This window comes from Streptomyces sp. PT12, assembly GCF_003311645.1.
Classification (GTDB): domain Bacteria; phylum Actinomycetota; class Actinomycetes; order Streptomycetales; family Streptomycetaceae; genus Streptomyces.
The window spans coordinates 1-26,313 of sequence record NZ_QEST01000256.1 but is presented as its reverse complement, the minus strand read 5'-3'; the positions used below and the strand labels follow the sequence as shown (position 1 = coordinate 26,313).

22 protein-coding genes are annotated in these 26,313 nt (G+C 72.1%); 13 read left to right on the top strand and 9 right to left on the bottom strand.

Annotated elements, in window-relative coordinates; genetic code table 11:
- The first annotated feature begins 280 nt into the window (after positions 1-280).
- Complete coding sequence (locus DEH69_RS27230) at positions 281-949, top strand: response regulator transcription factor (protein ID WP_113689647.1); 669 nt, start codon at positions 281-283, stop codon at positions 947-949.
- A 42-nt stretch (positions 950-991) separates the two neighbouring features.
- On the opposite strand, the gene DEH69_RS27225 is transcribed toward DEH69_RS27230, so the two are convergent.
- Both DEH69_RS27225 and DEH69_RS27220 read right to left on the bottom strand, forming a co-directional pair.
- Positions 992-2,029, bottom strand: a complete 1,038-nt coding sequence (locus DEH69_RS27225) for a phosphotransferase (RefSeq protein ID WP_113689646.1) — start codon at positions 2,027-2,029, stop codon at positions 992-994.
- The gene (locus DEH69_RS27220) at positions 2,022-3,662 is read right to left on the bottom strand and encodes a protein kinase (protein WP_113689645.1); all 1,641 of its coding nucleotides are present in this window, start codon (positions 3,660-3,662) and stop codon (positions 2,022-2,024) included. The genes DEH69_RS27225 and DEH69_RS27220 overlap by 8 nt, the downstream gene beginning before the upstream one ends.
- 223 nt (positions 3,663-3,885) lie before the next feature.
- On the opposite strand from DEH69_RS27220, the gene DEH69_RS27215 reads away from it, so the two are divergent.
- Positions 3,886-5,574: a Stk1 family PASTA domain-containing Ser/Thr kinase gene (locus DEH69_RS27215; protein WP_113689644.1), complete on the top strand. Its 1,689-nt coding sequence runs from the start codon at positions 3,886-3,888 to the stop codon at positions 5,572-5,574.
- Between the two features lie 84 nt (positions 5,575-5,658).
- On the opposite strand, the gene DEH69_RS27210 is transcribed toward DEH69_RS27215, so the two are convergent.
- The 3 genes from DEH69_RS27210 to DEH69_RS27200 form a co-directional block, all read right to left on the bottom strand.
- Positions 5,659-6,483, bottom strand: a complete 825-nt coding sequence (locus DEH69_RS27210) for a maleylpyruvate isomerase family mycothiol-dependent enzyme (protein WP_113689643.1) — start codon at positions 6,481-6,483, stop codon at positions 5,659-5,661.
- Between the two features lie 308 nt (positions 6,484-6,791).
- Entirely contained in the window at positions 6,792-8,072 is a 1,281-nt protein-coding gene (locus tag DEH69_RS27205) for a M18 family aminopeptidase (RefSeq protein ID WP_113689642.1), read from the bottom strand.
- Between the two features lie 127 nt (positions 8,073-8,199).
- Positions 8,200-10,029, bottom strand: a complete 1,830-nt coding sequence (locus tag DEH69_RS27200) for an acyl-CoA dehydrogenase (RefSeq protein ID WP_113689641.1) — start codon at positions 10,027-10,029, stop codon at positions 8,200-8,202.
- A 110-nt stretch (positions 10,030-10,139) separates the two neighbouring features.
- On the opposite strand from DEH69_RS27200, the gene DEH69_RS27195 reads away from it, so the two are divergent.
- From DEH69_RS27195 to DEH69_RS27185, 3 genes are all read left to right on the top strand, one after another.
- Complete coding sequence (locus DEH69_RS27195; RefSeq protein WP_113689640.1) at positions 10,140-10,625, top strand: SseB family protein; 486 nt, start codon at positions 10,140-10,142, stop codon at positions 10,623-10,625.
- A gap of 102 nt (positions 10,626-10,727) precedes the next feature.
- Positions 10,728-10,865 (top strand): hypothetical protein, encoded by a 138-nt coding sequence (locus tag DEH69_RS27190; RefSeq protein WP_309302910.1) that lies wholly within the window; start codon positions 10,728-10,730, stop codon positions 10,863-10,865.
- A 36-nt stretch (positions 10,866-10,901) separates the two neighbouring features.
- Positions 10,902-11,867 (top strand): pirin family protein, encoded by a 966-nt coding sequence (locus DEH69_RS27185; protein WP_113689639.1) that lies wholly within the window; start codon positions 10,902-10,904, stop codon positions 11,865-11,867.
- Between the two features lie 924 nt (positions 11,868-12,791).
- On the opposite strand, the gene DEH69_RS27180 is transcribed toward DEH69_RS27185, so the two are convergent.
- On the bottom strand, positions 12,792-14,894 hold the full coding sequence (locus DEH69_RS27180) for a SpoIIE family protein phosphatase (protein WP_113689638.1): 2,103 nt from the start codon (positions 14,892-14,894) through the stop codon (positions 12,792-12,794).
- 126 nt (positions 14,895-15,020) lie between these two features.
- Between DEH69_RS27180 and aspS the strand changes: the two genes are divergently transcribed.
- Positions 15,021-16,787: an aspartate--tRNA ligase gene (gene aspS, locus DEH69_RS27175; RefSeq protein ID WP_113689637.1), complete on the top strand. Its 1,767-nt coding sequence runs from the start codon at positions 15,021-15,023 to the stop codon at positions 16,785-16,787.
- A 636-nt stretch (positions 16,788-17,423) separates the two neighbouring features.
- Here the strand turns inward: aspS and DEH69_RS27170 are convergent.
- On the bottom strand, positions 17,424-17,954 hold the full coding sequence (locus DEH69_RS27170; protein WP_113689636.1) for a tellurite resistance TerB family protein: 531 nt from the start codon (positions 17,952-17,954) through the stop codon (positions 17,424-17,426).
- Positions 17,955-18,055: 101 nt separating this feature from the next.
- Positions 18,056-20,332: a cation-translocating P-type ATPase gene (locus DEH69_RS27165; RefSeq protein WP_113689635.1), complete on the bottom strand. Its 2,277-nt coding sequence runs from the start codon at positions 20,330-20,332 to the stop codon at positions 18,056-18,058.
- A 163-nt stretch (positions 20,333-20,495) separates the two neighbouring features.
- On the opposite strand from DEH69_RS27165, the gene DEH69_RS27160 reads away from it, so the two are divergent.
- From DEH69_RS27160 to DEH69_RS27140, 5 genes are all read left to right on the top strand, one after another.
- Positions 20,496-21,287: a class I SAM-dependent methyltransferase gene (locus tag DEH69_RS27160; RefSeq protein ID WP_113689634.1), complete on the top strand. Its 792-nt coding sequence runs from the start codon at positions 20,496-20,498 to the stop codon at positions 21,285-21,287.
- A gap of 217 nt (positions 21,288-21,504) precedes the next feature.
- Entirely contained in the window at positions 21,505-21,732 is a 228-nt protein-coding gene (locus DEH69_RS27155; protein ID WP_113689633.1) for a hypothetical protein, read from the top strand.
- A gap of 229 nt (positions 21,733-21,961) precedes the next feature.
- Positions 21,962-22,795, top strand: coding sequence for a lamin tail domain-containing protein (locus DEH69_RS27150; RefSeq protein WP_181727628.1), 834 nt, complete (start codon positions 21,962-21,964; stop codon positions 22,793-22,795).
- Positions 22,796-22,900: 105 nt separating this feature from the next.
- A complete protein-coding gene (locus tag DEH69_RS27145; RefSeq protein ID WP_113689632.1) occupies positions 22,901-23,458 on the top strand; it encodes a GNAT family N-acetyltransferase in 558 nt (185 codons plus the stop codon).
- Between the two features lie 440 nt (positions 23,459-23,898).
- On the top strand, positions 23,899-25,440 hold the full coding sequence (locus DEH69_RS27140) for a helix-turn-helix domain-containing protein (protein WP_113689631.1): 1,542 nt from the start codon (positions 23,899-23,901) through the stop codon (positions 25,438-25,440).
- 31 nt (positions 25,441-25,471) lie between these two features.
- Here the strand turns inward: DEH69_RS27140 and DEH69_RS27135 are convergent, their stop codons facing one another.
- Positions 25,472-25,687, bottom strand: coding sequence for a hypothetical protein (locus DEH69_RS27135; RefSeq protein WP_113689630.1), 216 nt, complete (start codon positions 25,685-25,687; stop codon positions 25,472-25,474).
- A gap of 82 nt (positions 25,688-25,769) precedes the next feature.
- On the opposite strand from DEH69_RS27135, the gene tgmA reads away from it, so the two are divergent.
- Together tgmA and DEH69_RS27125 are read left to right on the top strand one after the other, a co-directional pair.
- Entirely contained in the window at positions 25,770-26,084 is a 315-nt protein-coding gene (tgmA, locus tag DEH69_RS27130) for a putative ATP-grasp-modified RiPP (protein ID WP_113689629.1), read from the top strand.
- A complete protein-coding gene (locus tag DEH69_RS27125) occupies positions 26,081-26,281 on the top strand; it encodes an MvdC/MvdD family ATP grasp protein (RefSeq protein ID WP_369008279.1) in 201 nt (66 codons plus the stop codon). The genes tgmA and DEH69_RS27125 overlap by 4 nt, the downstream gene beginning before the upstream one ends.
- The last annotated feature ends 32 nt before the right edge of the window (positions 26,282-26,313 follow it).

Below are 26,313 nucleotides of genomic sequence, written 5' to 3'. Positions count from 1 at the left end.
GGGGGTGTGTGCGCCGCGGCGGTAACCGGTCGGTCATGTGTCCCGCTCTCGTCCCTGTCGACGGCCCCATAAGAGCACGGTACCCAGTGGGTCCACAAGCCGTGAAAGCGCCCCTGACCTGCAGATTTACCTGGAAATCCAAGTACTTGGGGACGGCGTGCCTCGTGGTGCTCTTCCCAGCCTCGCAGGGCCCGAGAACACCTGCACGTTAACCCGGCCAACCAGGGCACGGGAAGAGTGCGGCAGCGCGCGGAAGACGCTCCTGTGTGAGACTGACCCCGTGTCCGAAGAGGGAAAAATCACCGTATTCCTCCTCGATGACCACGAGGTCGTCCGCCGCGGGGTGCGCGAACTCCTCGTCGGGGAGCCGGACATCGAGGTCGTCGGCGAGGCCGGGACCGCCGCGGACGGCGTCGCCCGCATTCCCCCGGCCCGCCCCGATGTCGCCGTGCTCGACGTCAGGCTGCCCGACGGCAGCGGCGTCGAGGTGTGCCGCGACATCCGCGCGCGGGACGCGTCGATCAAATGTCTGATGCTGACGTCGTACGCCGATGACGAGGCGCTGTTCGACGCGATCGTCGCGGGCGCGTCCGGCTATGTCCTCAAGGCGATCCGAGGCACCGAACTCCTCTCCGCGGTGCGGGACGTGGCCGCGGGCAGGTCGCTGCTCGACCCCGACGCCACGCGCCGCGTGCTGGCCAGGCTGCGCGGCGGCCAGGGCGAGGGCGACGAACGGCTGTCGCAGCTCACGGTTCAGGAGCGCCGCATCCTCGACCTCATCGGGGACGGCCTGACCAACCGCGCGATCGGCGAGCGGCTGCACCTCGCGGAGAAGACCGTCAAGAACTATGTGTCCAGCGTGCTGGCCAAGCTGGGCATGGAACGCCGCTCCCAGGCCGCCGCGTATGTGGCCCGCCACCAGGCCGAACGCCGCCGCTTCTCCGCGTAGCGCCCGCCAGGACCGCTCCGCGAAGTCCGCCCGGACGAGGGCCTATGCGCAGAACGCGTCCGTGACCGCGCGGGCGTTGCGCGTCCACCACACCACCAGGGCCGCGGCGGCGGGGAACTGCGGGTCGGGGCGCGGGTCGCCGCGTTCGTAGTGCCAGCGCAGCATCCAGAAGTCGTTCAGCCGCTCCCACCACACCCGGCGCACGGCCGCCGCCAGTTCGGCGGGGGACGCGCCCGTCGCCTCCCGGTAGGCGCGGGCGTACGCCCGGATCTTCGCCAGCTCGAGGCTGCCGTCGGGGAGCAGATAGAAGATCACGGCGGCGCGCACCGTCTCCTCCGCGCGGGGGCGCACGCCAAGCCGGTCCCAGTCCACGATGGCCACCGGCTCCACGGGCCCCTCGGCGCGGTAGAGCAGATTGAGCGGGTGGAAGTCGCCGTGCACCCAGCCGCGCGCGGGCACCTCCTCGGTGCCAGGCCGCAGATGGGCGAGGTCCCGCAGCAGCGCGCGGCGCTCGAGCAGCCGGTGCTCGGCCAGCTCGTCGAAGCAGCTGCGCCTGGCCAGGGCGCGAACGCGGGAGAGCAGCACGTCGATCACGGCGTCGGTGTGCGCGGGCGTCGCCGCGTCATACGCGGGCGCGCGCCGCATGGGCGAGTGCGCTATCACGATCTCAAGCGCCCGGTGCACGCGCCCGAGGAGCGCGCCCAGGCGGCGGCTCTGGACCCGGTCGAGCTGGCGGCCGTTCCTGTGGCGGCCCTCGACCCAGGGGTGCAGGGCGTAGCGGCGGCCGCCGTGGACGGCGACGGTGCGGCCCTCGCGGTCGGCGAGCGGCGGCGCGACGGGCAGGCCGAGCGCGGCCAGCTCGGCGGTGGCGCGGTGCTGGACGGCCAGGGGTATCACGGTCTCGGGGTCGCCGCCGATGTGGTGCTTGAGGAAGAAGTGGCCCCGCGTGGTCGCCAGCCGGTAGCCGTGGTTGAGCAGCCCTTCGGCGACGCGCGCGCAGGCGACGGGATCGCCCACGCCGTAGGGGCGCAGCAGGTGGTGCAACGTGCGTGGGGAGAGCCCGGTCGCCGGGTCAGCCACCCAGACCCGTCGTGGTGTCGATGCCGCCCTCGGGGCCCTCGATGTCGCCGGGCTCGCCGACGTTGCCCTCGGGATCGCCGGGATCCGTGCCCCCTGGGTCGCCCACGCCGCCCTCGGGTTCCCCGCCCGTGCCGCCGGGGTCGCCCGGCTCCGTCGGGTCGGTCGGCTCGGTGGGCTCCACGGGCTCGGTGGGCTCCTCCGGCGAGCTTGGCTCCTCCGACTCGCTCTCCGACGGCGTTCCCGAGTCCGTCTCGGTCGGGTCGTGGTCGCCATCGTGCGGCGGGGACCAGTCGTCGTCATCGTCGGTGGGCGCCTCGCTGCCCTCGGTCTCGCTCGGCTCGGGCGACGGCTCGTCGTCGCTCGGCTCCGCGGTCTCGCTCGTCTCCGAGCCGCCAGGCGACTGGTCGTCCGAGTCCCCGCCGCCGAGGTTCGCGGCGACGAGCACGCCCGTGCCGATGGCGACAAGCGCGAGCAGGGCCACGAGCAGCATCCGGCCGCGCCGCCCCCTGCCCTCGGGCCTGTAGTCGTCGTCGGGGTCGCCGCCGGGGCCGCCAAGCGTCATGGCCGCGGGGTACTGGCCCGTCACGCCCACCCGGGTCGCCGCGGTGGCGCCCGCCCCCGCCGTGCCCGCCGTGCCCATGGGCGGCGTGGCGCCACCGGTGACCGAGCCGGTGTTCCACAGGCCCGCGGTGTGGCCGCCGTGCTCCTCCAGCATCCGCAGCGCGTACTGGACGAGCCCGCGCATCTCCTCGGCCGACTGGAAGCGGTCGTCCGGGTCCTTGGCCAGCGAACGCATCACCAGCCCGTCGAGCTCGGGCGGCGCGGTGAGCGACAGCTCGGACGGCAGCCGCGGCATGTCCTGGACATGCTGGTACACCACGGCGAGCGGGCTCTCGCCGATGAACGGCGGGCGCAGCGTCAGCAGCTCGAACAGCAGGCAGCCCACGGCGTACAGGTCGGACCTGGTGTCGATCGGCTTGCCGAGCGCCTGCTCGGGGGAGAGGTACTGCGGCGTGCCCATCACCATGCCGGTCTGGGTCATGGTCTGCGCGGCGCCGTGCAGCGCGCGGGCGATGCCGAAGTCCATCACCTTGACCGTGCCGGTGTCGGTGATGATGACGTTCGCGGGCTTGATGTCCCGGTGCACGATGCCGTGGTGGTGGCTGTAGGCCAGCGCCTCAAGGACGCCGGAGACGATGATCAACGCCTGGGCCGCGGGCGGGCCTTCGGCGTCGATCAGCAGGTCCCTGATCGTCTTGCCGTTGACCAGCTCCATCACGATGTAGGGGACGAGGTTCGCGCCGACGGGCTCCTCGCCCGAGTCGTAGACCGCGACGACCGCGTGGTGGTTGAGCCCGGCGACCGACTGGGCCTCGCGCGTGAAGCGGGCCTTGGAGACGGGGTCCTGCGCCAGGTCGGAGCGGAGCAGCTTGACCGCGACGGTCCGCCCGAGGCGGACGTCCTCGGCGGCGAAGACCTCGGCCATGCCGCCGCGGCCCAGGCGGTGCGTCAGCCGGTAACGGCCGTCGCCCACCAGGCCGTTGTTCCCCCAGCGCTCCGGGGAGTCGGGCCCTTCGCCGCCGGCTCCGGACTCCTCGTCGCCGGGGCCACTGGCGCCCTGGTCCTGTGCCATCGATCCTCGCCGGTAGTCGCCTGCTCCCTGGCCATCAAACCCGCTCGGGGGGCACACTGACAAGTTGGGCCGTCCGGGGCCGGTCACGGAAAGGACAACGTGCTTGACGTGCCTGGACGCTGCGGCAGACTTGAGGCGGACAACCGGGTCCGTATTATGCGCGGCGTGGACCTGTGCTCGGGACCGGCGCACAGGCAGGACGTCGCCTAGGGGGAACAGTCGGATGAGTGACCACGCGCGGCCGCCTGGTGACCACAGCGGGCGCTCCGTGGGGGGCGGCCGCTATGTCTTGCAGGACCTGCTCGGCACGGGCGGCATGGCGTCGGTCCACCTGGCCTACGACACCGTTCTCGAACGGCACGTCGCGATCAAGACGATGCACTCGGAGCTGGGGCGCGAGGACGCGTTCAGGGACCGCTTCAAGCGCGAGGCGCAGTCGGTCGCGAAGCTCACCCACACCAACATCGTCTCCGTCTACGACACCGGCGAGGACCGGATAGGCGACGGGCCCGTGCCCTACATCGTCATGGAGTATGTCGAGGGCCGCCCGTTGCGCGACGAGCTGGAGCGCGACATCGCCCAGTTTGGCGCGATGCCCGCCGACAAGGCGCTGACGATCACCGCCGATGTGCTGGCCGCGCTCGACATCAGCCACGAAATGGGCCTGGTCCACCGGGACATCAAGCCCGGCAACGTCATGCTGAACCGCAGGAACGTCGTCAAGGTCATGGACTTCGGCATCGCCCGCGCGATGCAGTCGGGCGTCACGGCGATGACCCAGACCGGCATGGTGGTCGGCACCCCGCAGTACCTCTCCCCCGAACAGGCCCTGGGCCGCGGCGTGGACGCCCGTTCCGACCTGTACTCGGTGGGCGTCATGCTCTTCGAGCTGCTGACCGGGCGGCTCCCCTTCGACGCGGACTCCCCGCTGGCCATCGCCTACGCGCATGTGCAGGAGGAGCCGCCCGCGCCCTCGTCGATCAACGCCGCCGTGCCGCCCGCCGTGGACGCGCTGGTGGCCACGGCGCTCAAGAAGAACCCCAACGAGCGCTTCCCGTCCGCCGAAACGTTCCGCGCCGAGTGCCTGCGCGTCGCCGGGTCGCTCACGGGCGCCGCGCCGCAGATCGTGCCGGGCGCGCAGGCGCCGACCAACAGCGGGTCGGCCGTTTCCCACGCCGTCTTCCCCGAGTTCGGCGGCCCGACCCCGCCGGGCACCGCGCCGGGCACCGCGCCGGGGTCGCCGATCGCGTCGCCTTACGCGCCCACCCCGCCCGCGGGCGGCTACGGCTATCCGCGGAGCGGGGCGCCGAGCACCCCGCCGCCGTTCGGCCCCGGGCACGCGACGGTGACCTCGAACGGCGGCGGGCAGGGCGGCGGCGAGGGCCGCAGCGCGTGGATGGTGGTGACCGCGGCGGTGGTGGCGATCGCGCTGGTCGCCGCGGTGGCGATCGTCGTGGTGCTCAGCCAGGGCGGCGACGACGGGGGCGCGGAGGCCGGGGACACCACGGGCGGAAGCGTCGGCCCCGAGGACCCCGAGGACCCCGAGGGCGGCACGGGCGGCGACGAGCCGACCGACGAGCCCACGCGCCGCCATGTCGACGGCGACCCCGAGCAGGTCATCGACCCCGACATGTGCGTCAACGCCCCGCAGCACTGGAACCAGGAGGAGTACCCGGGCGCCATCGCGATGCCCGACTTCTACGACGTCCACATCGACTCGGTCAAAGCCTGCATCCAGGCGGCCGGTTGGTTCTACGACGAGCAGGTCCAGTACAAGGACGAGGTCATCAAGGGCGAGGGCATGGTCGTCGAGCAGAGCCCGCCGAGCAACGAGCCCTACAACCCCGACGACGAGGAGCAGGAGGACATCGTCCTCACCGTCTCCACCGGCGACGAGCCGCTGGGCGACTGACGATCGGCCGCGCCTGCGACCGGCCTTGGCCTGACCGGCCGGGGGTGCGGGCCCCGCGTGTCCGGTCGGCGCGCGTGGGCGCGCTCAGTGCGCGGGGGTGAAGCTGGCCAGGATCCGCTCGGCCAGCGCCCAGTCGCCCTCGATCTTGACCTTGTCGCCGATCCGCCGGGCCTTCGCGCGCCCCGCGGCCAGCCGTGCGAACGTCTCCCAGTCCATGGTGAACGTGACGATCGGGCCGAGCGAAGGGCTGCTGTCCACCGTGCCGTTGCCGTTCTCGTCGACGCGGACGGTCCTCAGGAACTCGATCGGGCCGCCGACGTCGAAGACCACGGCCGACTTCTTGGGCGCGCCCGCCTCCTCGGCGATCACCTTGGGCAGCCGCCCCAGCAGCACGTCGCGCGCCACATGGGCGGCGGGGCTGTCGAGGCCGCCCGGCCTGCGCAGCGCGCGGCGGATGTCCTGCTCATGGGTCCAGATGTCGAAGACGCGGGTGTCGAGGAACGCCTGCAACGGCAGCTGCCCGTAGAGCGGATGGGAGATGGTGTCCTCGGGCTTGCGCCGCTCGTTCCGCAGATGGCGGGCGCGGCGGATGATCGTGTACTCCAGCTCGCTCGTCATCTCGGGCCCGGTGTGGTGGCGCCTGACGTCCACCTGGACCTCGAGGTAGCGGGTGGTCTCGTCGGTGACGTGGTAGAGGTCGCGGGGCAGGGTGTGGATCGGGCGCGGGTCGCCGAGCGCCTCGCACTCGCCGCCGATCACATGGGAGACCACGTCCCTGACCGACCAACCAGGGCACTCGGTCGGGCGGTTCCACTCGCCGTCCACCAGCGAGGAGACGAGCTCGGATATCGCCTCGATGGTATGGGTCCAGGCATCGATGGACGGCTGAAGGCTCGGGTGCACGGTCACGGGACCCCTCGTGGCGGTTCGTCGCTGGGTGGGAGTTCACACGTTACGCCGCGCGGGCGTGGCCGGTGAATCCTTCTGGAGACGAATCCTAGGGGGCCGGTGCGGTCCCCAGCCACCAGCGGTGCGGTTGACGGGGCCGGTCGGCACCGCCGTGCAGTGCGGTGCCGACCGCCCCCGTGAACTCCACGATGGCGCACGGGTTTCACGGGAGCGTGACAGGCCGTCGTCGGATCGGCGACAGAGCGGGGGCCGACGCCGCGTCGGGGCAGCGGGAATTCGGGGCAGCGGGAATTCGGGGCAGCAGGAACTCAGGGCAGCAGGAACGCCGTCATCGCGTTGGCGAGCAGATACGGGTCCGCCGCCGCGCACAGCTCGCGCGCCGAGTGCATCGAGAGGATCGCCGCGCCGACGTCGACGGTGGCGATGCCGTGCCGCGCCGCGGTGATGGGGCCGATGGTGGTGCCGCACGGCATGGCGTTGTTCGACACGAACGACTGCCAGGGCACGCCCGCCCGTTCACACGCGGCGGCGAACTCGGCGCGGCCCCTTCCGTCGGTGGCGTAGCGCTGGTTGACGTTGACCTTGAGGATCGGGCCGCCGCCCGCCCTGGGGTGGTGGTCGGGGTCGTGCCGCTCGGGGTAGTTGGGGTGGACGGCGTGGCCGGTGTCGGACGACAGGCAGAATGACCCGGCCAGGGCGCGGGCCCGCTCCTCGAAGCCGCCGCCGCGCGCGTGCACGGAGCGGTGCAGCACGGTGCCGAGCAGGGGCCCTTCGGCGCCGGTGTCGGACGTGCTGCCGTTCTCCTCGTGGTCGAACGCGGCGAGCACGGGGATGTGGCGCGGCTCGCCCGCCGCCGCGGTGGTGAGCGCGGCGGTGGCGGCGTGGACGGACAGGAGGTTGTCCATGCGCGGGCCCGCGAGCAGCTCGCGCTCGCGGCCCAGATAGGCGGGCGGCTCGACGCTGTGCGCCATGAGGTCCCAGCCCAGGACGTCGCGCGCCTCGAGCCCGGCCTCGGCGGCAAGGAACTCGATCAACTCCCCCTCGCGCGGCGCTCCCAGGCCCCAGACGGGCGTCATGTGGCGCTGGCGGTCCAGGGTGAGCCCGTCGTTGACCCCGCGGTCGAGGTGGATGGCGAGCTGCGGGACGCGCAGCAGGGGGCGGTCGATGTGGATGAGGACGTCGGAGCCGTCGCGCAGGGAGAGCCGCCCGGAGAGGCCGAGGTCGCGGTCGAGCCATGTGTTCAGCAGGGTGCCGCCGTAGATCTCGACGGCCAGCTGCTTCCAGCCGAGGCGCCCGGTGTCGGGCACGGGCTTGATCCTGAGGTTGGGGGAGTCGGTGTGGGCGCCCAGGACGCGGAACGGGGTGGCGGGCCCCGCGCCCTCGGGGACGAACCAGGCGATCAGCGCCCCGCCGCGCAGCACGAACCTGCCGCCCGCCGCACCGTCCCACGGGGCCGTCTCGTCGACCTGCCGGAACCCCGCCTTCTCCAGCCGCCTCGCGGCGTTGGCCACCGCGTGGTACGGCGACGGCGAGCCGGAGAGGAAACCCATGAGGTCATCCGTGTGGCCACGGTCGAACGGTGCAGTCATGTCCCTCAGCATACGAACGCCCCCCAAGCCCACCCGTGCCCCGGGCACCACCGCGGCCCCGCCCGGGGGAGTGATGCAGCATCGGGAGTGAGGGCGGGGCCGCGGCACCGGGGGGTGGGGGAACGCGTCAGAAGGCCGCTTCGTCGAGGTCCATCAGGGACAGGTCGGTCGTCTGCGCGACCGTCCTGGCCACCGCGACCGCGGGCAGCACCGTCGCGGCGAAGTGCCGGGCCGCGGCGATCTTCCCCTGGTAGAACGCCGTGTCCTTCGGGCTCGCGCCCGGCAGCTTGGCGGCGGCCACGGCGGCGCCGCGCAGCAGCAGATAGCCGACGACGACATCGCCCGAGGCCATGAGGAACGACGTGGTGTTGAGCCCCACCTTGTACAGGGCGCGGACGTCCTTCTCGGTGGCGGCCAGGTCGGTCAGCAGCACGCCGACGGTGGCCTCCAGCTCGCCCACGGCCTTGCTGAGCTGGTCGCGCGCGGCCGCGAGCTCCTCGCCGCCCGGCGCCTCGGCCAGGAACTTCTTGATCTCCTCGGCCAGCGCGGTGAGGGCGGCGCCTTCGTTCCGCACGATCTTGCGGAAGAAGAGGTCCTGGCCCTGGATCGCGGTGGTGCCCTCGTAGAGGGTGTCGATCTTGGCGTCCCTGATGTACTGCTCGACGGGGTACTCCTGGAGATACCCCGAGCCGCCGAACGTCTGGAGGGAGTGCGCCAGCTGCTCGTAGGAGCGCTCGGAGCCATAGCCCTTGACGATGGGGAGCAGCAGATCGTTCAGCGCCTCGGCGGCGGCGGCGTCCTCGCCCGCGGCGCGCTTGAGCAGGATCTCGTCCTGGACGCTCGCGGTGTAGAGCGCGAGGGTGCGCATGCCCTCGGCGTACGCCTTCTGCGTCATGAGCGAGCGGCGCACGTCGGGGTGGTGTGTGATCGTGACGCGCGGGGCGGTCTTGTCGGCGAACTGCGTGAGGTCGGGGCCCTGGACGCGCTCCTTGGCATAGGCCAGGGCGTTCAGGTAGCCGGTGGAGAGGGTGGCGATCGCCTTGGTGCCGACCATCATCCGGGCGAACTCGATGATCTTGAACATCTGGCGGATGCCGTCGTGCTTCTCGCCGAGCAGCCAGCCCTTGGCCGGGCGGCCATGGGCGCCGAAGGTCATCTCGCAGGTGTTGGAGACCTTGAGGCCCATCTTGTGCTCGACGTTCGTGGCGTACACGCCGTTCCGCTCGCCGAGGGCGCCGGTGTCCCAGTCGAAGTCGTACTTCGGGATGATGAAGAGCGAGAGCCCCTTGGTGCCGGGGCCGTGGCCCTCGGGGCGGGCCAGCACGTAGTGCACGATGTTCTCGGAGAGGTCGTGCTCGCCCGATGTGATGAAGCGCTTGACGCCCTCGATGTGCCAGGTGCCGTCCTCCTGGCGGATCGCCTTGGCCCGGCCCGCGCCCACGTCGGAGCCCGCGTCGGGCTCGGTGAGCACCATCGTGGAGCCCCACTGGCGGTCCACCATGAGCCGCGCGATCTTCCGCTGCTCCTCGGTGCCCTCGTCGTACAGCACGCGGCCGAACGTCGGGCCAGAGGCATACATCCAGATGGCCGGATTCGCCCCCAGGACCTGCTCGCCCGCGGCCCAGATCAGCGAGCGCGGCGCGGTGAGGCCGCCCAGCTCCTCGCCGATGGACATGCGCCACCACTCGGCGTCCATGTACGCGCGGAAGCTCTTCTTGAACGCCTCGGGCACGGGCGCGGTGTGGGTCTCGGGGTCGAAGACGGGCGGCGTGCGGTCGGACTCGGCGTACGAGGCCGCCAGCTCGCCCTCCGCGAGGCGCGCGATCTCCGTCAGCATGCTCCTTGCGGTGTCGGTGTCGAGGTCACTGAAGGGACCCGTCCCATACACCGCGTCGCGGCCGAGGACCTCGAACAGGTTGAACTCGATGTCGCGGAGATTCGACTTGTAGTGCCCCATGGCGACGACTCCGTACGTGTCGGGTACCGGCTGGTAACACCATGATGCTACCCATCGGTAATAAGAAGCAAGCTGAATCAGGCCACCTGTGGGTCAGTACTCTTTCTCACATGTACGGCTACGACCAGTCCGGGTACCCCGGACAGCAGCCCTACGGGGGCCAGCAGCAGCCCGCGGCGGCGGGATACGGCGGCCAGCAGCTCTATCCGGAGCAGTCGGCGCCCTCGGCCCCGCCCGCGCCCCCCTCGCTCGCGGACGCGCTGAGGGCGTACACCTCGGGCGCGATGGCGAGCGACGAGTTCCACGACATCTTCCTCGGCGCCAAGATCTACTGCCCGCGCGGCGAGAACCCCGGATTCCTCGCGCTGCACAACACCCAGCAGCCGGTGATCCCGCTGTTCACGTCGCTCAAGGAGCTGCGCCGCTACGCGGGCAAGGAGTCGCGCTACTTCACGGTGACCGGCGGCGAGGTGCTCGACCTGCTGCCGACGGGGTACGGCTTCGCGCTCGACATGGAGGGCGAGCACCGGATCGTGCTCGACGCCAAGTCCGTGGAGGAGATGGTCGACTACACGATGCGGCGGCTGTACGGGTAGCCCGCGGCGAGGCCCTGGGACGGGGGCGGGGCGGGGAATGCGGGCCCCTCGACCACTGTTCACCGTTCAACTATCCTGTTGGCATCCGCCGAGGAGGACGCCATGCCCGCGATCACCGTCGAGAACCCCCTGACCCTGCCGCGCGTCGCCACGGCCCCGCCCACGACGACGGCCAGGCCGGTGCGCGCCTTGGCGAGCTGGGTCGCCCCGAGTGATCAGAACGCGAAGCAACGGCTCTGACCTGCGGAAACATCCCTCACTCACTCGGAGATCCCCATGCCCGCGATCACTCCCGCCGACACTCTGGCCCTGCCTCGGGTCAGCACCTCAACGGATGCCACGCCCCGCCCCGTGCTGGCCGTGAGCACTGCTCCCAGCGGCTTCGAAGGGGAGGGCTTCCCCGTCCGCCGCGCCTTCGCCGGTATCGACTACCGGTACCTTGACCCGTTCATCATGATGGATCAGATGGGGGAGGTGGATTACCAGGCCGGTGAACCGCGCGGTACTCCGTGGCATCCCCACCGTGGATTTGAAACGGTCACGTACCTGATCGACGGAACATTCATCCACCGGGATTCCCACGGTGGAGGCGGTGTCATCAATGATGGTGACACGCAGTGGATGACGGCCGGGTCCGGATTGCTTCACATCGAGACTCCGCCGGAAGAGCTGGTCATGTCAGGCGGGCTGTTCCACGGCATTCAGCTGTGGGTCAACCTGCCCGCCAGGGACAAGATGGTGACCCCGCGGTACCAGGACATCGGCGGGGGCAGCGTCACCTACCTGACCAGCGCCGATGGCGGTTCGGTCATTCGCCTGATCGCCGGGGGCCTTGACGGAAACGAGGGGCCGGGCATCACGCATACGCCGATCACGCTCGTCCATGCCACGGTGCGCGCCGGGGCCGAACTGGCCGTTCCCTGGCGGCCCGACTTCAATGCCCTCGGTTATGTACTCGCCGGAAACGGGCACATGGGGACGGAGCGGCGGCCCATTCGGATGGGGCAGACCGCTGTGTTCGGGGCCGGGGATGCCATCACGGTTGGCGCGGACACGAAACAGGATTCTCGATCGGATTCCTTGGAGATCCTGCTGCTCGGCGGGCAGCCGATCCGTGAACCGATGGCACACTACGGGCCGTTCGTGATGAACACCCGCGCAGAATTGCAGCAGGCATTCGATGACTTCCAGGCGGGGCGTCTGGGTGTCATCCCGTCTCCGGAGCGCCTGCCGCACACGTAGGCCCGATGTGCCTCTCCGAGGGGAATCCGCCCGCTGAGCGATGGCGATCGCCGTCATTCAGCGGGCTGGAGCCTCACATCCGAGTCACGGTGTCCGGTGGGACCAGCCACTCGCAGCTCCCGCCACCTTGAGGCCGTCAAGGTCGATCCCTCCGGCCCATGTGATCGTTACGCGGGACGTGACCGGCACTCCTTGCCCAGCCCATCGCCGCGCCTTGCGGACGCTGACTCGGTCGAGGAACGAGCGCGGGAACGCGCGCTTCGTCTCAAGGTCCGCACTGCCCCACCATGAGTCAGGACCGATCGGGTCCGAGCCGACCGGAATCCATTTCTCGTAGGGCGTCAGCAAGTAAGCGGCGGTAGCCGGGGCGGTCAGTGTCCTTGAAGGCGGAAAGGCCAAGATCTTCGTAGCGCTCGATGTGCTGGGGTTCGAGCCCTCAGCAGAGGAGTCCCGACACGCAGTCATCCCACTGCGTTTCGGTGCTTGCTTCGCTCTTGCTCGCGCGTCGCTCGGACTGGCGCGTGTAGACGCCCACGTGGTCGGCCATGCCGCGAATCACTGCCGGTCTCCCCATGATCCAAGAGTACTGCGTCATTCGGGTGCAAAGAGGGCACTCCCTGCCGCCCGTACCGCGGTGCTGAGTCTCTGCGAGTAGCCCGCGCGCGGCGCTGCGCGCCGGGTCGTGTCCCGACCCACCCGCCCTTCCCGGACGCTCCGCTCCGGGACACCGGGTCGCGGGGCTGCGCCCCGCTCCCCGGGGGTGGGCGCCGCCGCCCGGCGCGGCGAAGCTCGCGCCCCGGGCGCCGAGGCGCGGAGCGCCGATGGGCGCCCACCCCGGCGCGCAGCGCCGCGGCTTGCCCAGCGGAGCGTCACCGCGCGGAGCGTCACCGTGCGGAGCGTCACCGTGCGGAGCGTTACCGCGGCTCAACCGCCGGAGGCCGTCTCGTGGAGTTCGAACCACGTCGTCTTGCCCGCGCCCCTCGGCGCATAGCCCCACGCGTCGGACAGTGAGTCCAGCAGCAGCAGCCCCCGCCCCGACGAGGCCAGCTCGCCGGGGTCGCGGCGGTGCGGGGGCTCGTCGCTCGGGTCGCTGACCTCGACCCGCAGCAGGCGGTCGCCCGTCGAGCCGCTCAGCTCGACGACGAGGAGCGCGTCGCCGTCCGTGTGCGTCAGCACGTTCGTCACGACCTCGGACAGCATCAGCACCGCGTCGGAGAGCCGTTCCTTATGCGTCCAGTCGTGCAGCAGCGCCGCGAGCTGGTCGCGCGCCTCGGCGATCCGCGCGGGCTCCGACTGCGCGATCGTCAGCACCACGCGCCGCACCGGCGCGCCGCTCGGCGGCCCCGCCCGCGCCGCCGACGGACGGCGCAACAGCAGCAGCGCGATGTCGTCCAGGTCCCGCTCCGCCGTCGGCGCCGCGTCGCCAGGGCGTGGCGCCCGCCCGCCCTGCACCGTTTCGACGAGCGTGTCGGCCAGGTCGTCGAGCTTGAGCCCGCGCGCGCCCTCGACCGCCTTGCGCAGCCGCGCCCAGCCGGTCTCCAGGTCGTGCCTGCCCGTCTCGATCAGCCCGTCCGTGCACAGCAGCAGCGTCTCGCCGGGCTGGAGGACCAGCCGGGTCGTGGGGTAGTCCTCCTGCCCCGTGACGCCCAGCGGCAGCCCGCCCGCCGTCGGCCGCGTCACCATCGTGCCGTCCTCGAGCACCATCGCCGGGTCCAGGTGCCCGGCGCGCGCGATCTCCAGCGTTCCCGTCGGCGGATCGACCTCCGCGTACAGGCATGTCGCGAACCGCGACTCCCCGAACGCCGGGTCAGGCTCCGCCGTCAGCCCCGCGAGGAACCGCGACGCGCGCGAGAGCACCGCGTCGGGGTGGTGGCCCTCGGACGCGTACGCGCGCAGCACGATCCTCAGCTGCGCCATCACCGCCGCGGCCCGCACGTCGTGCCCCTGCACATCGCCGATGATCAGCGCCACCCGCCCCGAGGGCAGCGGGATCACGTCGTACCAGTCGCCGCCCACCCGCAGCCCGCCGCCGGTCGGGACATAGCGCGTCGCGATCGCCATCCCCGGCAGGCGGGGCGCGGGCCCTGGCCGCATCGTGTGCTGGAGGTCGGCGGCGAGCTCGCGCTCGGTGTCCTGGAGGAACGCGCGCGACAGGGCCTGCGCCAGCAGCCTGGCGATCGTCGAGAGCAGCGACCTGTCCTCGATCGTGAACCCCACGGGCGTCGAGAACGCCACCAGCCACACCCCGATCACCCGGCCCGCCACCACGAGCGGCAGATACGCCCACGAAGAGCGCTCGGAGCCTTTCACCCACTGGAATGTCTCGGGGTAGTCCCGCTCGTACTCCTCGGGCGTCGCCAGGTACACCGCGCGCCCCGTGCGCAGCACGTCGGCCGCCGGGTAGGGCCGGTCGACGGGCATGGGGTAGCGCTCCTCCATGCCCGAGAGGTAGGCGCCGTGGTAGTCGGCGAGCTGGATCTCGTCGCCCTCCTGCACAAAGATGGCGACCCCGTCGGGCGTGAAGCCCGGCATCGCGAGCGTGCCCGCGACCCGCATCACGTCCTGGCTCGTGTGCGCCTCGGACAGGGCCTGCCCCGCGTCGAGGACGAACGCCTCACGCGCGCGCCGCGAGTCCCACTCCATCGACGCGGGGCGCCCTGGCGCGGCGGGGACCTCCGCCATCGTGCCCGCCATGCCGTTGGTGATGCCGTGCACCGCGGGCCGCCCGTCGCGGATCGGCCGCAGCCGCGACCTGATGGTCCGCAGGACCGTGCCGTCGTCGCCGATGACCCGCTGCCTGACCTCGGTCACCCGCCCTTCGGACTCGGCCACCGCGAGGACGCGCTCGGTCTCGATGATGTCCTCGGTGGCCAGCCGGGCGCGCACCGCCGACTCCGGGAGCGTGACCGCATCGGCTGGCAGCCCGAGGAGCCCGGCCGCGACCGCGTCGAGGTCGATCACCCCGCGGGTGCCGTCCCATGTCCAGACGCCGGTCTCGGAGGTCGCCAGCACATCCTCGGTGCGCATATTCAGCGACTTTAGGGCGATATGTCGCCACGCGGCCAGCGGGGTTGGGCCGGGGCGGTGGAGGCGGGCGGCGACGGTACCCTGAAAGGCCCGTTGACACGACTCGACCGACGACTTGGATGAACGATGCACCGGTACCGGTCCCATACCTGCGGCGAGCTGCGCTCCGCGGACATCGGCGAGGAGGTGCGGCTCTCCGGCTGGCTGCACAACCGCCGGAATCTGGGCGGCATCCTCTTCGTCGATCTGCGTGACCACCATGGCATCACCCAGCTCGTCGTGCGCCCCGAGACGCCGGGCGGCGCGGCCGTGGACGAGCGGCTCGGCTCGCTGGCGAAGGAGACGGTGATCCGGGTCGACGGCCGCGTGGTCGGCCGTGGCGCTGAGAACGTCAACGCCGAGCTGCCCACCGGCGAGATCGAGGTGGAGGTCGCCGACGTCGAGGTGCTCGGCGGCGCCGAGCAGGTGCCGTTCACCATCAACACCGAGGACGGGGTGAACGAGGAGCGCCGCCTCGAGTACCGCTTCCTCGACCTGCGCCGGGAGCGCATGCACCGCAACATCATGCTGCGCTCCGCCGTCATCGCCGCCATCCGGCACAAGATGACGGCCCTGGGGTTCAACGAGATGGCCACCCCGATCCTGTCGGCGACCTCGCCCGAGGGCGCGCGTGACTTCCTTGTGCCCTCGCGGCTGCACCCGGGCCAGTTCTACGCGCTGCCGCAGGCGCCGCAGCAGTTCAAGCAGCTGCTGATGATCGCGGGCTTCGACCGGTACTTCCAGATCGCGCCGTGCTTCCGCGACGAGGACGCGCGCGCGGACCGCTCGCCCGGCGAGTTCTACCAGCTCGACGTCGAGATGAGCTTTGTCGAGCAGGAGGATGTCTTCGGGGTCATCGAGAAGGTGATGACGGAGCTGTTCGAGGAGTTCGGCGGGGGGCGGCACGTCACGTCGCCGTTCCCGAGGATCCCGTTCCGCGAGGCGATGGAGAAGTACGGCTCGGACAAGCCGGATCTGCGGGCCACGCTCGAACTCACCGATGTCTCCGACGTGTTCGCGGGCTCGGGCTTCAAGGCGTTCGCTGGCAAGCATGTGCGCGCGCTCGCCGTGCCCGGCACGGCGGGGCAGCCGCGGCGTTTCTTCGACCAGCTGGGCGAGTTCGCGGTGTCGCTCGGCGCGGCCGGGCTCGCGTGGGTGCGGGTCGGCGACGACAGGACGCTGACGGGCCCGATCGCCAAGTTCCTGACGGATGACGATGTGGCCGCGCTGCTGGCGCGCCTGGACGCGGGCCCGGGCACGGCGGTGTTCTTCGGCGCTGGCGCGTACGACGAGGTGTCGCGCGTCATGGGCGCGGTCAGGGTCGAGGCGGCCAGGCGTGCGGGGCACTTCGAGGAGAACGTCTTCCGCTTCTGCTGGATCGTCGACTTCCCGATGTTCGAGCGGAACGAGGAGACGGGCGCGATCGAGTTCTCCCACAACCCCTTCTCGATGCCGCAGGGCGGCATCGAGGCGCTCGAGGGCAAGGACCCGCTCGACGTGCTGGCGTGGCAGTACGACATCGTGTGCAACGGCACGGAGCTGTCGTCGGGCGCGATCAGGAACCACGACCCTGACATCATGTACAAGGCGTTCGGCATCGCCGGGTACAGCAGGGAGCAGGTGGAGCGCGAGTTCGGCGGGATGCTGCGGGCGTTCCGCTACGGCGCCCCGCCGCACGGCGGGATCGCGCCCGGCATCGACCGGATCGTGATGCTGCTCGCGGACGAGCCGAACATCCGCGAGACGATCGCGTTCCCGCTCAACGGCAACGCCCAGGACCTGCTGATGGGCGCCCCGAGCGAGGTGGACGAGGCGCGGCTGCGCGAGCTGCACATCAGCGTGCGTCGCACGTAGACCCTCCGGGCGGGTACCGGAGCGCCCTCCGGGCGCGTGGGTTGCCCTCCGCGCGCGGCGTACTGCCCTCCGGGCAGGCTGTCGGGCGGGTGGTGCCCTTCGGGTGGATTGCCCTCCGGGCTGGGTGCCCTTCGGGCATGTAGCCATTCGGCGGGGTGCCTTCCGGGCGTACTGCCCTCCGGGCGTGGTGGGTTGTGCTCCGGGCAGGTTGTCCTTCGGACGCCCTCCGGGCAAGTAGCTCTTCGGATGGGCTGCGCCCCGGAGGTGGCTGGCTGCGCTCCCGGCCGGTTGCCCTTCGGACGGGTGGCGTTGCCCTTCGGGCCGGTTGCGCTCTGGGCGTGGTGCCCTCCGGGCGGGGTGCCTTCTGGGCGGACCACCCTTCGGGCAAGGAGCTGTTCGGGTCCGGCCTCGGACATGACTGAGGCCGGGGTGAAGTGCTCCTCGCAGAGGGTCTTCACCCCGGCCTCGTGGCCGTGACCTTCGTCTGTCGGCGGGCGCGACGCGCGCCTTTGCGACCGGCCTTCTCCGGCCGTCAGGCCGGGCCGTGCCGGGCACGGCGTGCGCGCCGCTTGGCCTCCGGGCGTCAGGCTGGACCGCGTCGGACCGCGTCGGACCGCCGGAGGCCGGAGGCGCCCGCTACAGGTTGAACTCCGTCGGGGAGATGCCGAGTGTCGCGCACACCTCGCGGATCACCTGCTGCTCGCTCTGCGAGAAGTACCCGTCGGCGCCCGCGATCACGATGCCGGTCTGGATGACGGCGCGCGCCTCCATCGGCTTCTTCTGCACCTTGGCGATCTCCTGCATCACGCTGCCCTTGCCGACGGGGAAGTTCGACACGAGCTGGTCCACGTGCTTGTTGAACCGCTGGCGCAGCGAGTCGGCGGGGAAGTTCTGGAGGACTTCGTTGCTCACGATCAGCGATTCGACGCGCTGCCGCTCCGCCGCGTCTACCGTTCCGTCGGCGGCGGCGACCAGCGCGCACATCGCCATGCTCGCGTCCCTGAAGCCGCCGCTCTTCAACTCGGTCTTCATGGACGCCAGCTGGTTCTTGAAGGCGCTCACAAGCTGTGAGCCCCCGCCTCCGCCCCCGCCGCCGCTCCCGCCTGCGCCGGGGCGTGAGCCGGTCCGACTCTTCGCGGAGTCCTTGATCCTGTCCCACATGGACATCGGTGTCACCTCGGCTTGTCGTCATTCAGTGCACACGGTCAACCAGTGCACACGGTCAACGTATCCGGTTCGCGCGGAGGTTCCGCGTGGCACGCCTCGGCTCAACGCCCCGTGTCGGCCCTGAAGGTGCGCAGCCGCAAACTGTTGGCGAGGACCGACACCGACGAGAACGCCATCGCCGCCCCGGCCAGCATGGGGTTCAGCAGCCCGGCCGCGGCGAGTGGCAGGGCCGCGACGTTGTAGCCGAAGGCCCATACGAGGTTCCCCTGGATGGTGTGCAGCGTGCGGCGCGAGAGCCGGATCGCGTCGGCCGCCGCGCGCAGGTCGCCGCGGACCAGGGTGAGGTCGGCGGCCTCGATGGCCGCGTCGGTGCCGGTGCCCATGGCGAGGCCGAGGTCGGCGGTGGCGAGCGCGGCCGCGTCGTTGACGCCGTCGCCCACCATGGCGACCGTGCGGCCCTCGGCCTTCAGGCGCCTGACGACCTCGACCTTCTCCTCGGGCAGCACCTCGGCGATGACCTCGTCGATGCCCACCTCGTCGGCGACCGCCCGCGCGGCGGCGGCGTTGTCCCCGGTCAGCAGGATGGGCGTCAGGCCGAGCGCGCGCAGCCTGCGCACGGCCTCGGGGCTGGTCGCCTTGACCGCGTCGGCCACCTCGAGCACGGCCCTGGCCTCGCCGTCCCAGGCCACCGCGACGGCGGTGCGCCCGCGCGACTCGGCCGCCGCCCTCGCCTCGGCGAGCGGGGCGGGCAGGGCCAGCGCCCAGTCGTTCAGCAGCCGTTCGCGGCCCGCGATGACCGCGTGGCCCTCGACGACGCCGGTGACGCCGAGCCCGGGGACGTTCGTGAAGTCCTCGGTGCCGGGCAGCGGGCCGCCGGGCCGCTCGGCGGCGGCCTCGGCCACCGCGCGCGCCACGGGGTGCTCCGACGCGTGCTCGAGCGCGCCCGCGAGGCGCAGCACCTCGGCCTCGGTGGTGCCGGGCGCCGTGGTGACGCGCGCGAGGGTCATGCGGCCCTCGGTGACCGTGCCGGTCTTGTCGAGGACGACGGTGTCGGCGCGCCGGGTGTTCTCCAGGGCCTCGGGGCCCTTGATCAGGATGCCCAGCTGCGCCCCGCGCCCGGTGCCGACGAGCAGCGCGGTGGGCGTGGCCAGGCCGAGCGCGCACGGGCACGCGATGATCAGCACGGCGACGGCGGCGGTGAACGCGGCGGTGAGCTCGGCGCCGTTCCCCAGCCAGAAGCCGAGGGTGGCCACGGCGAGGGCGAGCACCACCGGCACGAAGACGGCGGAGACGCGGTCGGCCAGGCGCTGGGCCGCGGCCTTGCCGCTCTGCGCGTCCTCGACGAGCTTGGCCATGCGGGCCAGCTGCGTGTCGGCGCCGACGCGGGTGGCCTCGACGACCAGGCGGCCCCCGGCGTTCAGCGTGGCGCCCGTGACCGCGTCGCCCACGGCGACCTCGGCGGGCACCGACTCGCCGGTCAGCAGCGCCGCGTCCACGGCGGACGTGCCCTCGACGACCACGCCGTCGGTGGCGATCTTCTCGCCGGGGCGCACGACGAAGCGGTCGCCCACCGCGAGGTCGGCGATCGCCACCCTGGTCTCGGCGCTGCCGCGCAGCACGGTGGCCTCCTTGGCGCCCAGGTCGAGCAGGGCGCGCAGCGCGGCGCCCGCCCGCCGCTTGGCGCGGGCCTCGAAGTACCGCCCGGCGAGCAGGAACGCCGTGACGCCCGCCGCGGCCTCCAGATAGATGGCGTCGTCGCCGCCGCCGCGCTCGATCGAGAGCGAGAACGGGTGCGTCATGCCCGGCATGCCCGCCTCGCCGAAGAACAGCGCCCAGCCCGACCACAGCAGCGCGGCCAGCGTGCCAAGCGAGATGAGCGTGTCCATGGTGGCGGCGCCGTGGCGGGCGTTGGTCCAGGCGGCGCGGTGGAACTGCCAGCCGCCCCACACCACGGCGGGCGCGGCCAGGGTCAGCGAGAGCCACTGCCAGTGGTCGAACTGCCACGCGGGGACCATCGCCAGGGCGATCACCGGGACGGCGAGCGCCGCGGTGACGAGCAGCCGGTGGAGCAACGGGTCAGGCCCTTGCTTCTTGGGCGTCCGACCGGCGGCCGGTGCCTCGGCCGGTGCCTCGGGCGGGGGCGGTGGCTTCGCGGTGTACCCGGTGGCCTCGACGGTGGCGACGAGGTCGTCCACGGTGACGCCGTCGGCGTGGGCGACGCGGGCCTTCTCGGTCGCGTAGTTCACCGTGGCCCTCACGCCGTCCATGCGGTTGAGCTTCTTCTCGACGCGGGCGGCGCACGAGGCGCAGGTCATCCCGCCGATGACCAGCTCGGTCTCGGTGATCCCCGCGGTGTCCCCGGCAGTGGTCGCTGTCATGGCGGTGCTCTCTCCTCCTGGCCAACCATACCCTAGGGAGGTATATCCGACCTCCTGTATACCTCGGCCGACGGGCGTCGGTCAAATACCCCCTAGGGGTATGCGAAACGCGCGACCCGCGCGCCTCCTCCGGGGCGCGGGCGTTCTGCACCAAGCTGCCCCTATGCAGAGCAACCACCGCAAACTGAACGTCAACCGCGCGAGCGTCGTGCACAAGGCCCGTTACGCGGCCAGGAATCCGCGCCGCGTCGCGCCGTTCCTGCGCCGCACCGCACGCGACACCTGGCTGCGGCTGAGGCACCCGGGGGACCACGTCGCCTACTACCGCGCCGTGATGGCATCCGACGCGGGCCGCGACCCGGACTTCGCGGTCGGCAGCGCCACGCGCAAGCGGTGGCTGGCCCTCGGCCGCATGCAGTTCGACTACCTCAGGGGGCACGGCCTGCGGCCCGCGCACCGGATGCTGGAGATCGGCTGCGGCAACCTCCGCGCGGGCTGGCGCTTCATCGACTACCTCGACACCGGGCACTACTACGGCATCGACATCTCGCCCGACATCCTGATCAGCGCGAAGAAGACGCTGGTCACCTACGAGTTGCAGGACAAGCTGCCGTATCTCACGCCGACGCGCGACCTGACGTTCGACTTCCTCCCCGAGGCGCACTTCGACGTGGTGCACGCGCACAGCGTGTTCTCGCACTCCCCGCCGCACGTCATCGACCAGTGCCTGGCCCACGTCGGCCGGATCCTGGCCCCCGGAGGATTCTTCGACTTCACCTTCGACCGCACGGAGGGCCGCGAACACCACGTGCTGCGCGAGGACTTCTACTACCGCACGGAAACGCTGGTCTCCCTGGCACAACGCCACGGCCTGCGCGCGGAGTTCATGGACGACTGGGAACAACTCCCCCACGGCCAGTCGAAACTCCGCGTCACGGCGCGGGAGGACGTGTGAACGCCGAGCCCTCGGAGGCGATCGGCCCGTCGCGGAAGGCTCCGGCGCGCGCCGTCGCCCCGTGCGCCGTCGCCCCGTGCGCGCCCTCGCCCCGCGCGCGCCCTCGCCGCGACGTCCGCGCTCCGATGCGCTGCCGCCCGCCGGTTGGCATGGGTACTGGCCCGGATAGCCAAGGCTGGCCGGAAGTGGGAAGGGGGTGATCAGATGATCTCGGCATGTGCCGTACTTCGCGCTCGGCGCGAGCCTCTTCATCAGCCTGACAGGGCTGCGGGCCGTGGACTTCCCGGCCGACGCCGGGCGCGATGAGCAGCGGCGGGTGATCGCCCTGGGGCGGCACCGGGAGGTGGGGATCCCCGGTGCCCTTGGCGCGCTCGTCGAGGCCATGCTGAGCCCCGCGCCCGCCGATCGGCCGACCCTCGCCGAGGTGTGCGGGGCGCTGGCCTGACAACGCGGCCGGGCGGCCGGGGCGTTCAGGCGGTGGCGCCCGACAGGGCCACGGACCTGTCCCACAGGGCCGCGGCCAGGTCGCGGTCACCGCGCGCCTGTGACGCAACGGCCACGGAAAGTGTCCGTTTCTCGTCCTTACGGGCCGTGTCGCGCCGCTTCTAGATTGGACGCCGGGACCCAGGGAGCGGGACCCAGGGAGCGGGACCAAGGGAGGGAGCAGGTCTGCGATGGGGAACGTGGAGACCGGCGGTGTCTGGCACGCCAGGGAGTTCGGGTCGATGTTCTACGGCCTCGGCACGGAGCACATCAGGTGGGGCGACGTCCCCGACAGCAAGAGGAGCGGCTACCACTTCAGGGGCAACCCCAGGGCCGAAGCGGTGCTCGACGGCTCGGAGTTCGTGCTCGGCACGCTGACGCACTACAACTTCAGGATCCCCATGCCGCAGCACGAGCAGTTCACCGTGTACCTCGACGTCACGGTGACCTTCAAGGACAGCGGGACGACGATCCCGCTGCCCTCGCTGCGCTTCCACCACCACGAGACGCCCAACATCGGCGGCGACCGGGACGACGTGGTCCACCTGCCCAAGGTCGACGCGCACCCGACCGTGCAGATCGGCTCCGACCTCTACGCCGTGAACATCACCGGCTTCTCGACCGACACCGAGCGCCACGCGGAGTGGTTCCACAGCCACGAGAACGGCCGCAGCCAGGCGCGGCTCAAGGCCCAGCTCGCCCGCATCGGCCAGCCCAACAGCTATATCTCGCACGTCGAGGCGAGCGGCGACGCGTATGTCGAGATCCTGAACGGCGGCCCCGAGCGGGCCGATGTCTCCGGCTGGACGCTGCGGGCCGACGACGCCGGTCACGCGTTCACGTTCCCCTCGGGCTCGGTGATCGGGCCGGGCCGACGGATCCGCGTCCACACCAGCGGGGCCGACGGCGACTACGGCGGCTACTCGTATGGCGTCGATCACCAGGTCTGGAGCGAGGAGGGCGACACGGCGCTCCTGGAGGACGCCGAAGGGGCCATGGTGTCCGCGTTCCCTTACGGCGGCTGAGGGCGGACCCCCTCCCGGCCGCCGACTCCGAGGCGTTGCCCGGGGACCGGCCCGCGGCCGCGTATCGGTTTGCCGCGGGCCGGTCGGGCCGAGTAGGAAGCTCGCATGCTGAGAGGCGGCGAGGTCGGGCTGCGGGCCCGGTACGACGACGACATCCCGGTCCTGCGGGCCGAGCTCTACGACGACATGGTCAACTCCGCGCGGGCCGAGGGCGGGCCGTGGCGGCCGATCACGCCGGGCTCGAACGACCCGCGGCTCGTGGTGGACGACCGGGAGCAGGGGCGCGTCCAGTTCTCCGTCGTCGAGCTCGAAGGCGGCACGCTGATCGGCACCGCGACGCTGTGGGGCATCGACTACCACAACCGGTGCGCGCACATCGGCCTCGGCCTGCTGCCGTCCTCCAGGGGCCAGGGCGATGGCACCGACGTGGTCGCGGTGCTGTGCCACTACGGCTTCGCCGTGCGCGGCCTGCGAAGGCTCCAGATCGAGACGCTGGCGGACAACGCCGCGATGCTGCGCTCCGCCGAGCGCAACGGCTTCGTCCGCGAGGGCGTGCTGCGCTCCTCGGCGTGGGTGCTTGGCGAGTTCATGGACGAGGTGCTGCTCGGGCTCCTCGCCGACGAGTGGAAGCCGGACCATCCCCCCGCGGCGGCCACCGGCTGAAGGTGTTGCGCGCCAGCGGGTGTTGCGCGCCAGCGGGTCCCGCGACAGCGTTCGGGCGGTGGTTGCACCCCCTCCCGCGTGCCTGGCCTGGGCGATCGACACCTGGCGGCCCGACGCCACGGTGACCGGCGTGCGCGACCTCCACGCCCTACTGGGACGTGAACGGTCCCCTCGCGCGGGGCGCCTTGGGGCACCGTTGGGCGCCCAGCGTTGGGTAGCACCGCTGGGCACGCCTCCTCGGGGGTCCGCTCCCGGCCCGTTCCGCGTGGCGTGAGCGGCGTGCGTGGCGTGCGTGGCCTGCGGGAGCCCGGGGGCCTGGGGGGCCTGGGGGGCCTGGGGGGAATGCGCCGAGACCGGGGCAATTCGGTGTCGCCGCCCGGCCGATCGGTGGCACCATGGGAGGGCGCCACCGCCCACGAGGCGTGCCACGGGGAGGGACCATGGCGGTCGCGGTCGCCGACGCACAGCACCAGCCAGCCGACCAGCTCGCACAACTCGCACACCTCAGACGGCTCGACGAGCTTCTGCACCGCCTCAGGCGGCAGGCGTCCCGGTCCGCGGACGTCCAGGAGGTGCTCGACTGGCTGCACCGCCAGATCGGCGTGGACGCCGCGCTGGTCGTCGGCGCCGGGACCGTGGAGGCGGCCACCGGGGGCTTCCCCCGCGACATCCTGGCCCTCGACGGGCTCGCCCCGCTCCTCGCGCGCCTGGCCCGCGGCTCCACGGACGCCGCCGCCACCCAGGTCGGCGAGGTGCGCTTACGCCTCGCGGCCCTCGGCCCCCGCGCGCCGCACCCGGTGCTCGCCGTGGCAGCCGAGCGCCCCGTGGCGCCCGAAGCGGCCGCGTTGATCGCGCACACCGGCAGCGTCGTCGACGTCCTGCGCCGCGTCAGGGAGGCCGATACCACCGCGCTCGGCTACCACCGCAAGGCGCTCCAGCTGCGTTTCGCCGTGTTCCAGGCCCTGATGGCGGGCGACCCCGTCCTGGCGCGCGGCATGACCGCCGGGGCCGTCCCGCCGCTGCTCGACGCCGACCGCGTGCGCGTCCACCTCCTGTACTGCGGGACCGACAGCCGCGAGCGGATCGCGCGGACCTACCAGGACGCCCGCGGCTACCACGGTCCAGGGCTGATGGTGCCCTGCCCCGTCTTCAACGGGCACCTGATCTGCCCCATCGCCGACGACCCGAACGCGCCCGGCGCCGCCCGCCAGGCGGAGCTGCTGCGCCGCCTGGTGCGCGACAACGCCCACTACGCGCTCGGCATCAGCGACCCGCACGAGCTGCACGCGACCGCCGACGCCTACGCGGAGGCCGTCCACGCCCTGGCCGTCGCCCGCCACACCCCGGGGCGCGTGCTCACCTACCGCGGCCGGACGCCGTTGGCCCGCCTCCTGCCCCGCCCCCAGGCCCTCGCCTGGGCGGGCGCCTTCCTGCGGCCCCTGGCCGCCGCGCCGAAGACCACGGTCGACATCACCCGCCTCGCCGTGTCGTTCCACCACACCGGCGTGGCCCGCGTGCGGGGCATCAGCCGCAACACCGTCGCCGCCCACGTCCGGCGCGTCGAAACGCTGCTCGGCCTCGACCTGCGCGACGTCCGCTCCCGTGCCGCCCTGAACCTGGCCCTCTCCCTGGCCGACCCCGACCCCGACGACGAAGGGGCGGCGGATCAACGGCCCCACCCCACGCTGGACGCGCTGCTGCGCACCCCGGCGGCCACGGCCTGGGCCCGGGCGTTCCTCGGGCCGCTGTGGGACGTGCCCCGCGCGCACCTCACGGCGCGAACGTGGATCGAGGCCAACACCGACGCCCAGCGGACCGCCCAGCGCCTCAGCGTCAACCGCAACACCGTCCGCTCCCGCCTGCGCACCGCCGAACGCCTCATCAACCGCGACCTCCTCACCACCCGCGCGGGCCTCCATGACCTCGTCCACGCCCTCCACGCCACCGACGCCCTACCCGCCGCGCCCGTGCGGCAGGAGTGAACGGGGCCGCGCTCAGGGCGCGTTGGGCCGCCTACCAGATCAGGCGCTGTCCCTCGGGGCCGACGTGCAGCCGCAGGCGCTCGGCGGGCGGCATGTCGGCGGCGCGCCATCGGGTGATCTGGTCCGTGATCGCGTCCCAGAGACGGGTGGGACCCCCCTGCCTGACCTTCCACTGGCCGCCGTCGCGGAACGCGGCTGCCCACGCTCCGGCTTCCACGTCGATCACCACGTACTCGTCTCGCCCCATAGACTCCGCCTCCTGGCGCCCCGAGGAGAGAGCGCTCACGGGGGCGGGTAGGCAACAGTTAACCCACAATGGGAGGTTGAACGTGTTCGCTCACTCAGACAGGCTCCCCACGGGCAGTCCGCTGCCCAACGGGGTAGCGACTCCACGTCCTTGGGGCGTGCGACGGATGGCGCCCTACCCGGCGAACGGGTCAGCGGCTTACGCGCGGGCCGAGCTGGACCCCGAGACTCAGACGACCGTCTACCGGGACGCCAGCGGAGCCGTCATGCAGGCCCCGGGGCACGGGACGAGCACGGGGACCAACCCACCGACCGGGACCGGGAATCCCAGTGACGGTGCCGGTCCGGGTGGTGGCGGCGGCGGGGACCAGGACACGGGGAACGACAACGACCAGTGAGGGATCGAGACCGGCCGGTCGTGGTCGTCACCAACCTGGATGACCCGACCACGGACCTGGTGATTGCCGAGCTGCACGGCCGGGGCGTCCCGGTCGTGCGGTTCGACTCCGGTGACTTCCCCGCCTATCTGTCGTTCAGTGCGCGCATTCACCAGGGCGGTTGGGAAGGTGAGTTACTGAGGTTGAACTCGTGGTGACGCCTTTGGCTAAGGTTTGATGGTCAGGCCGG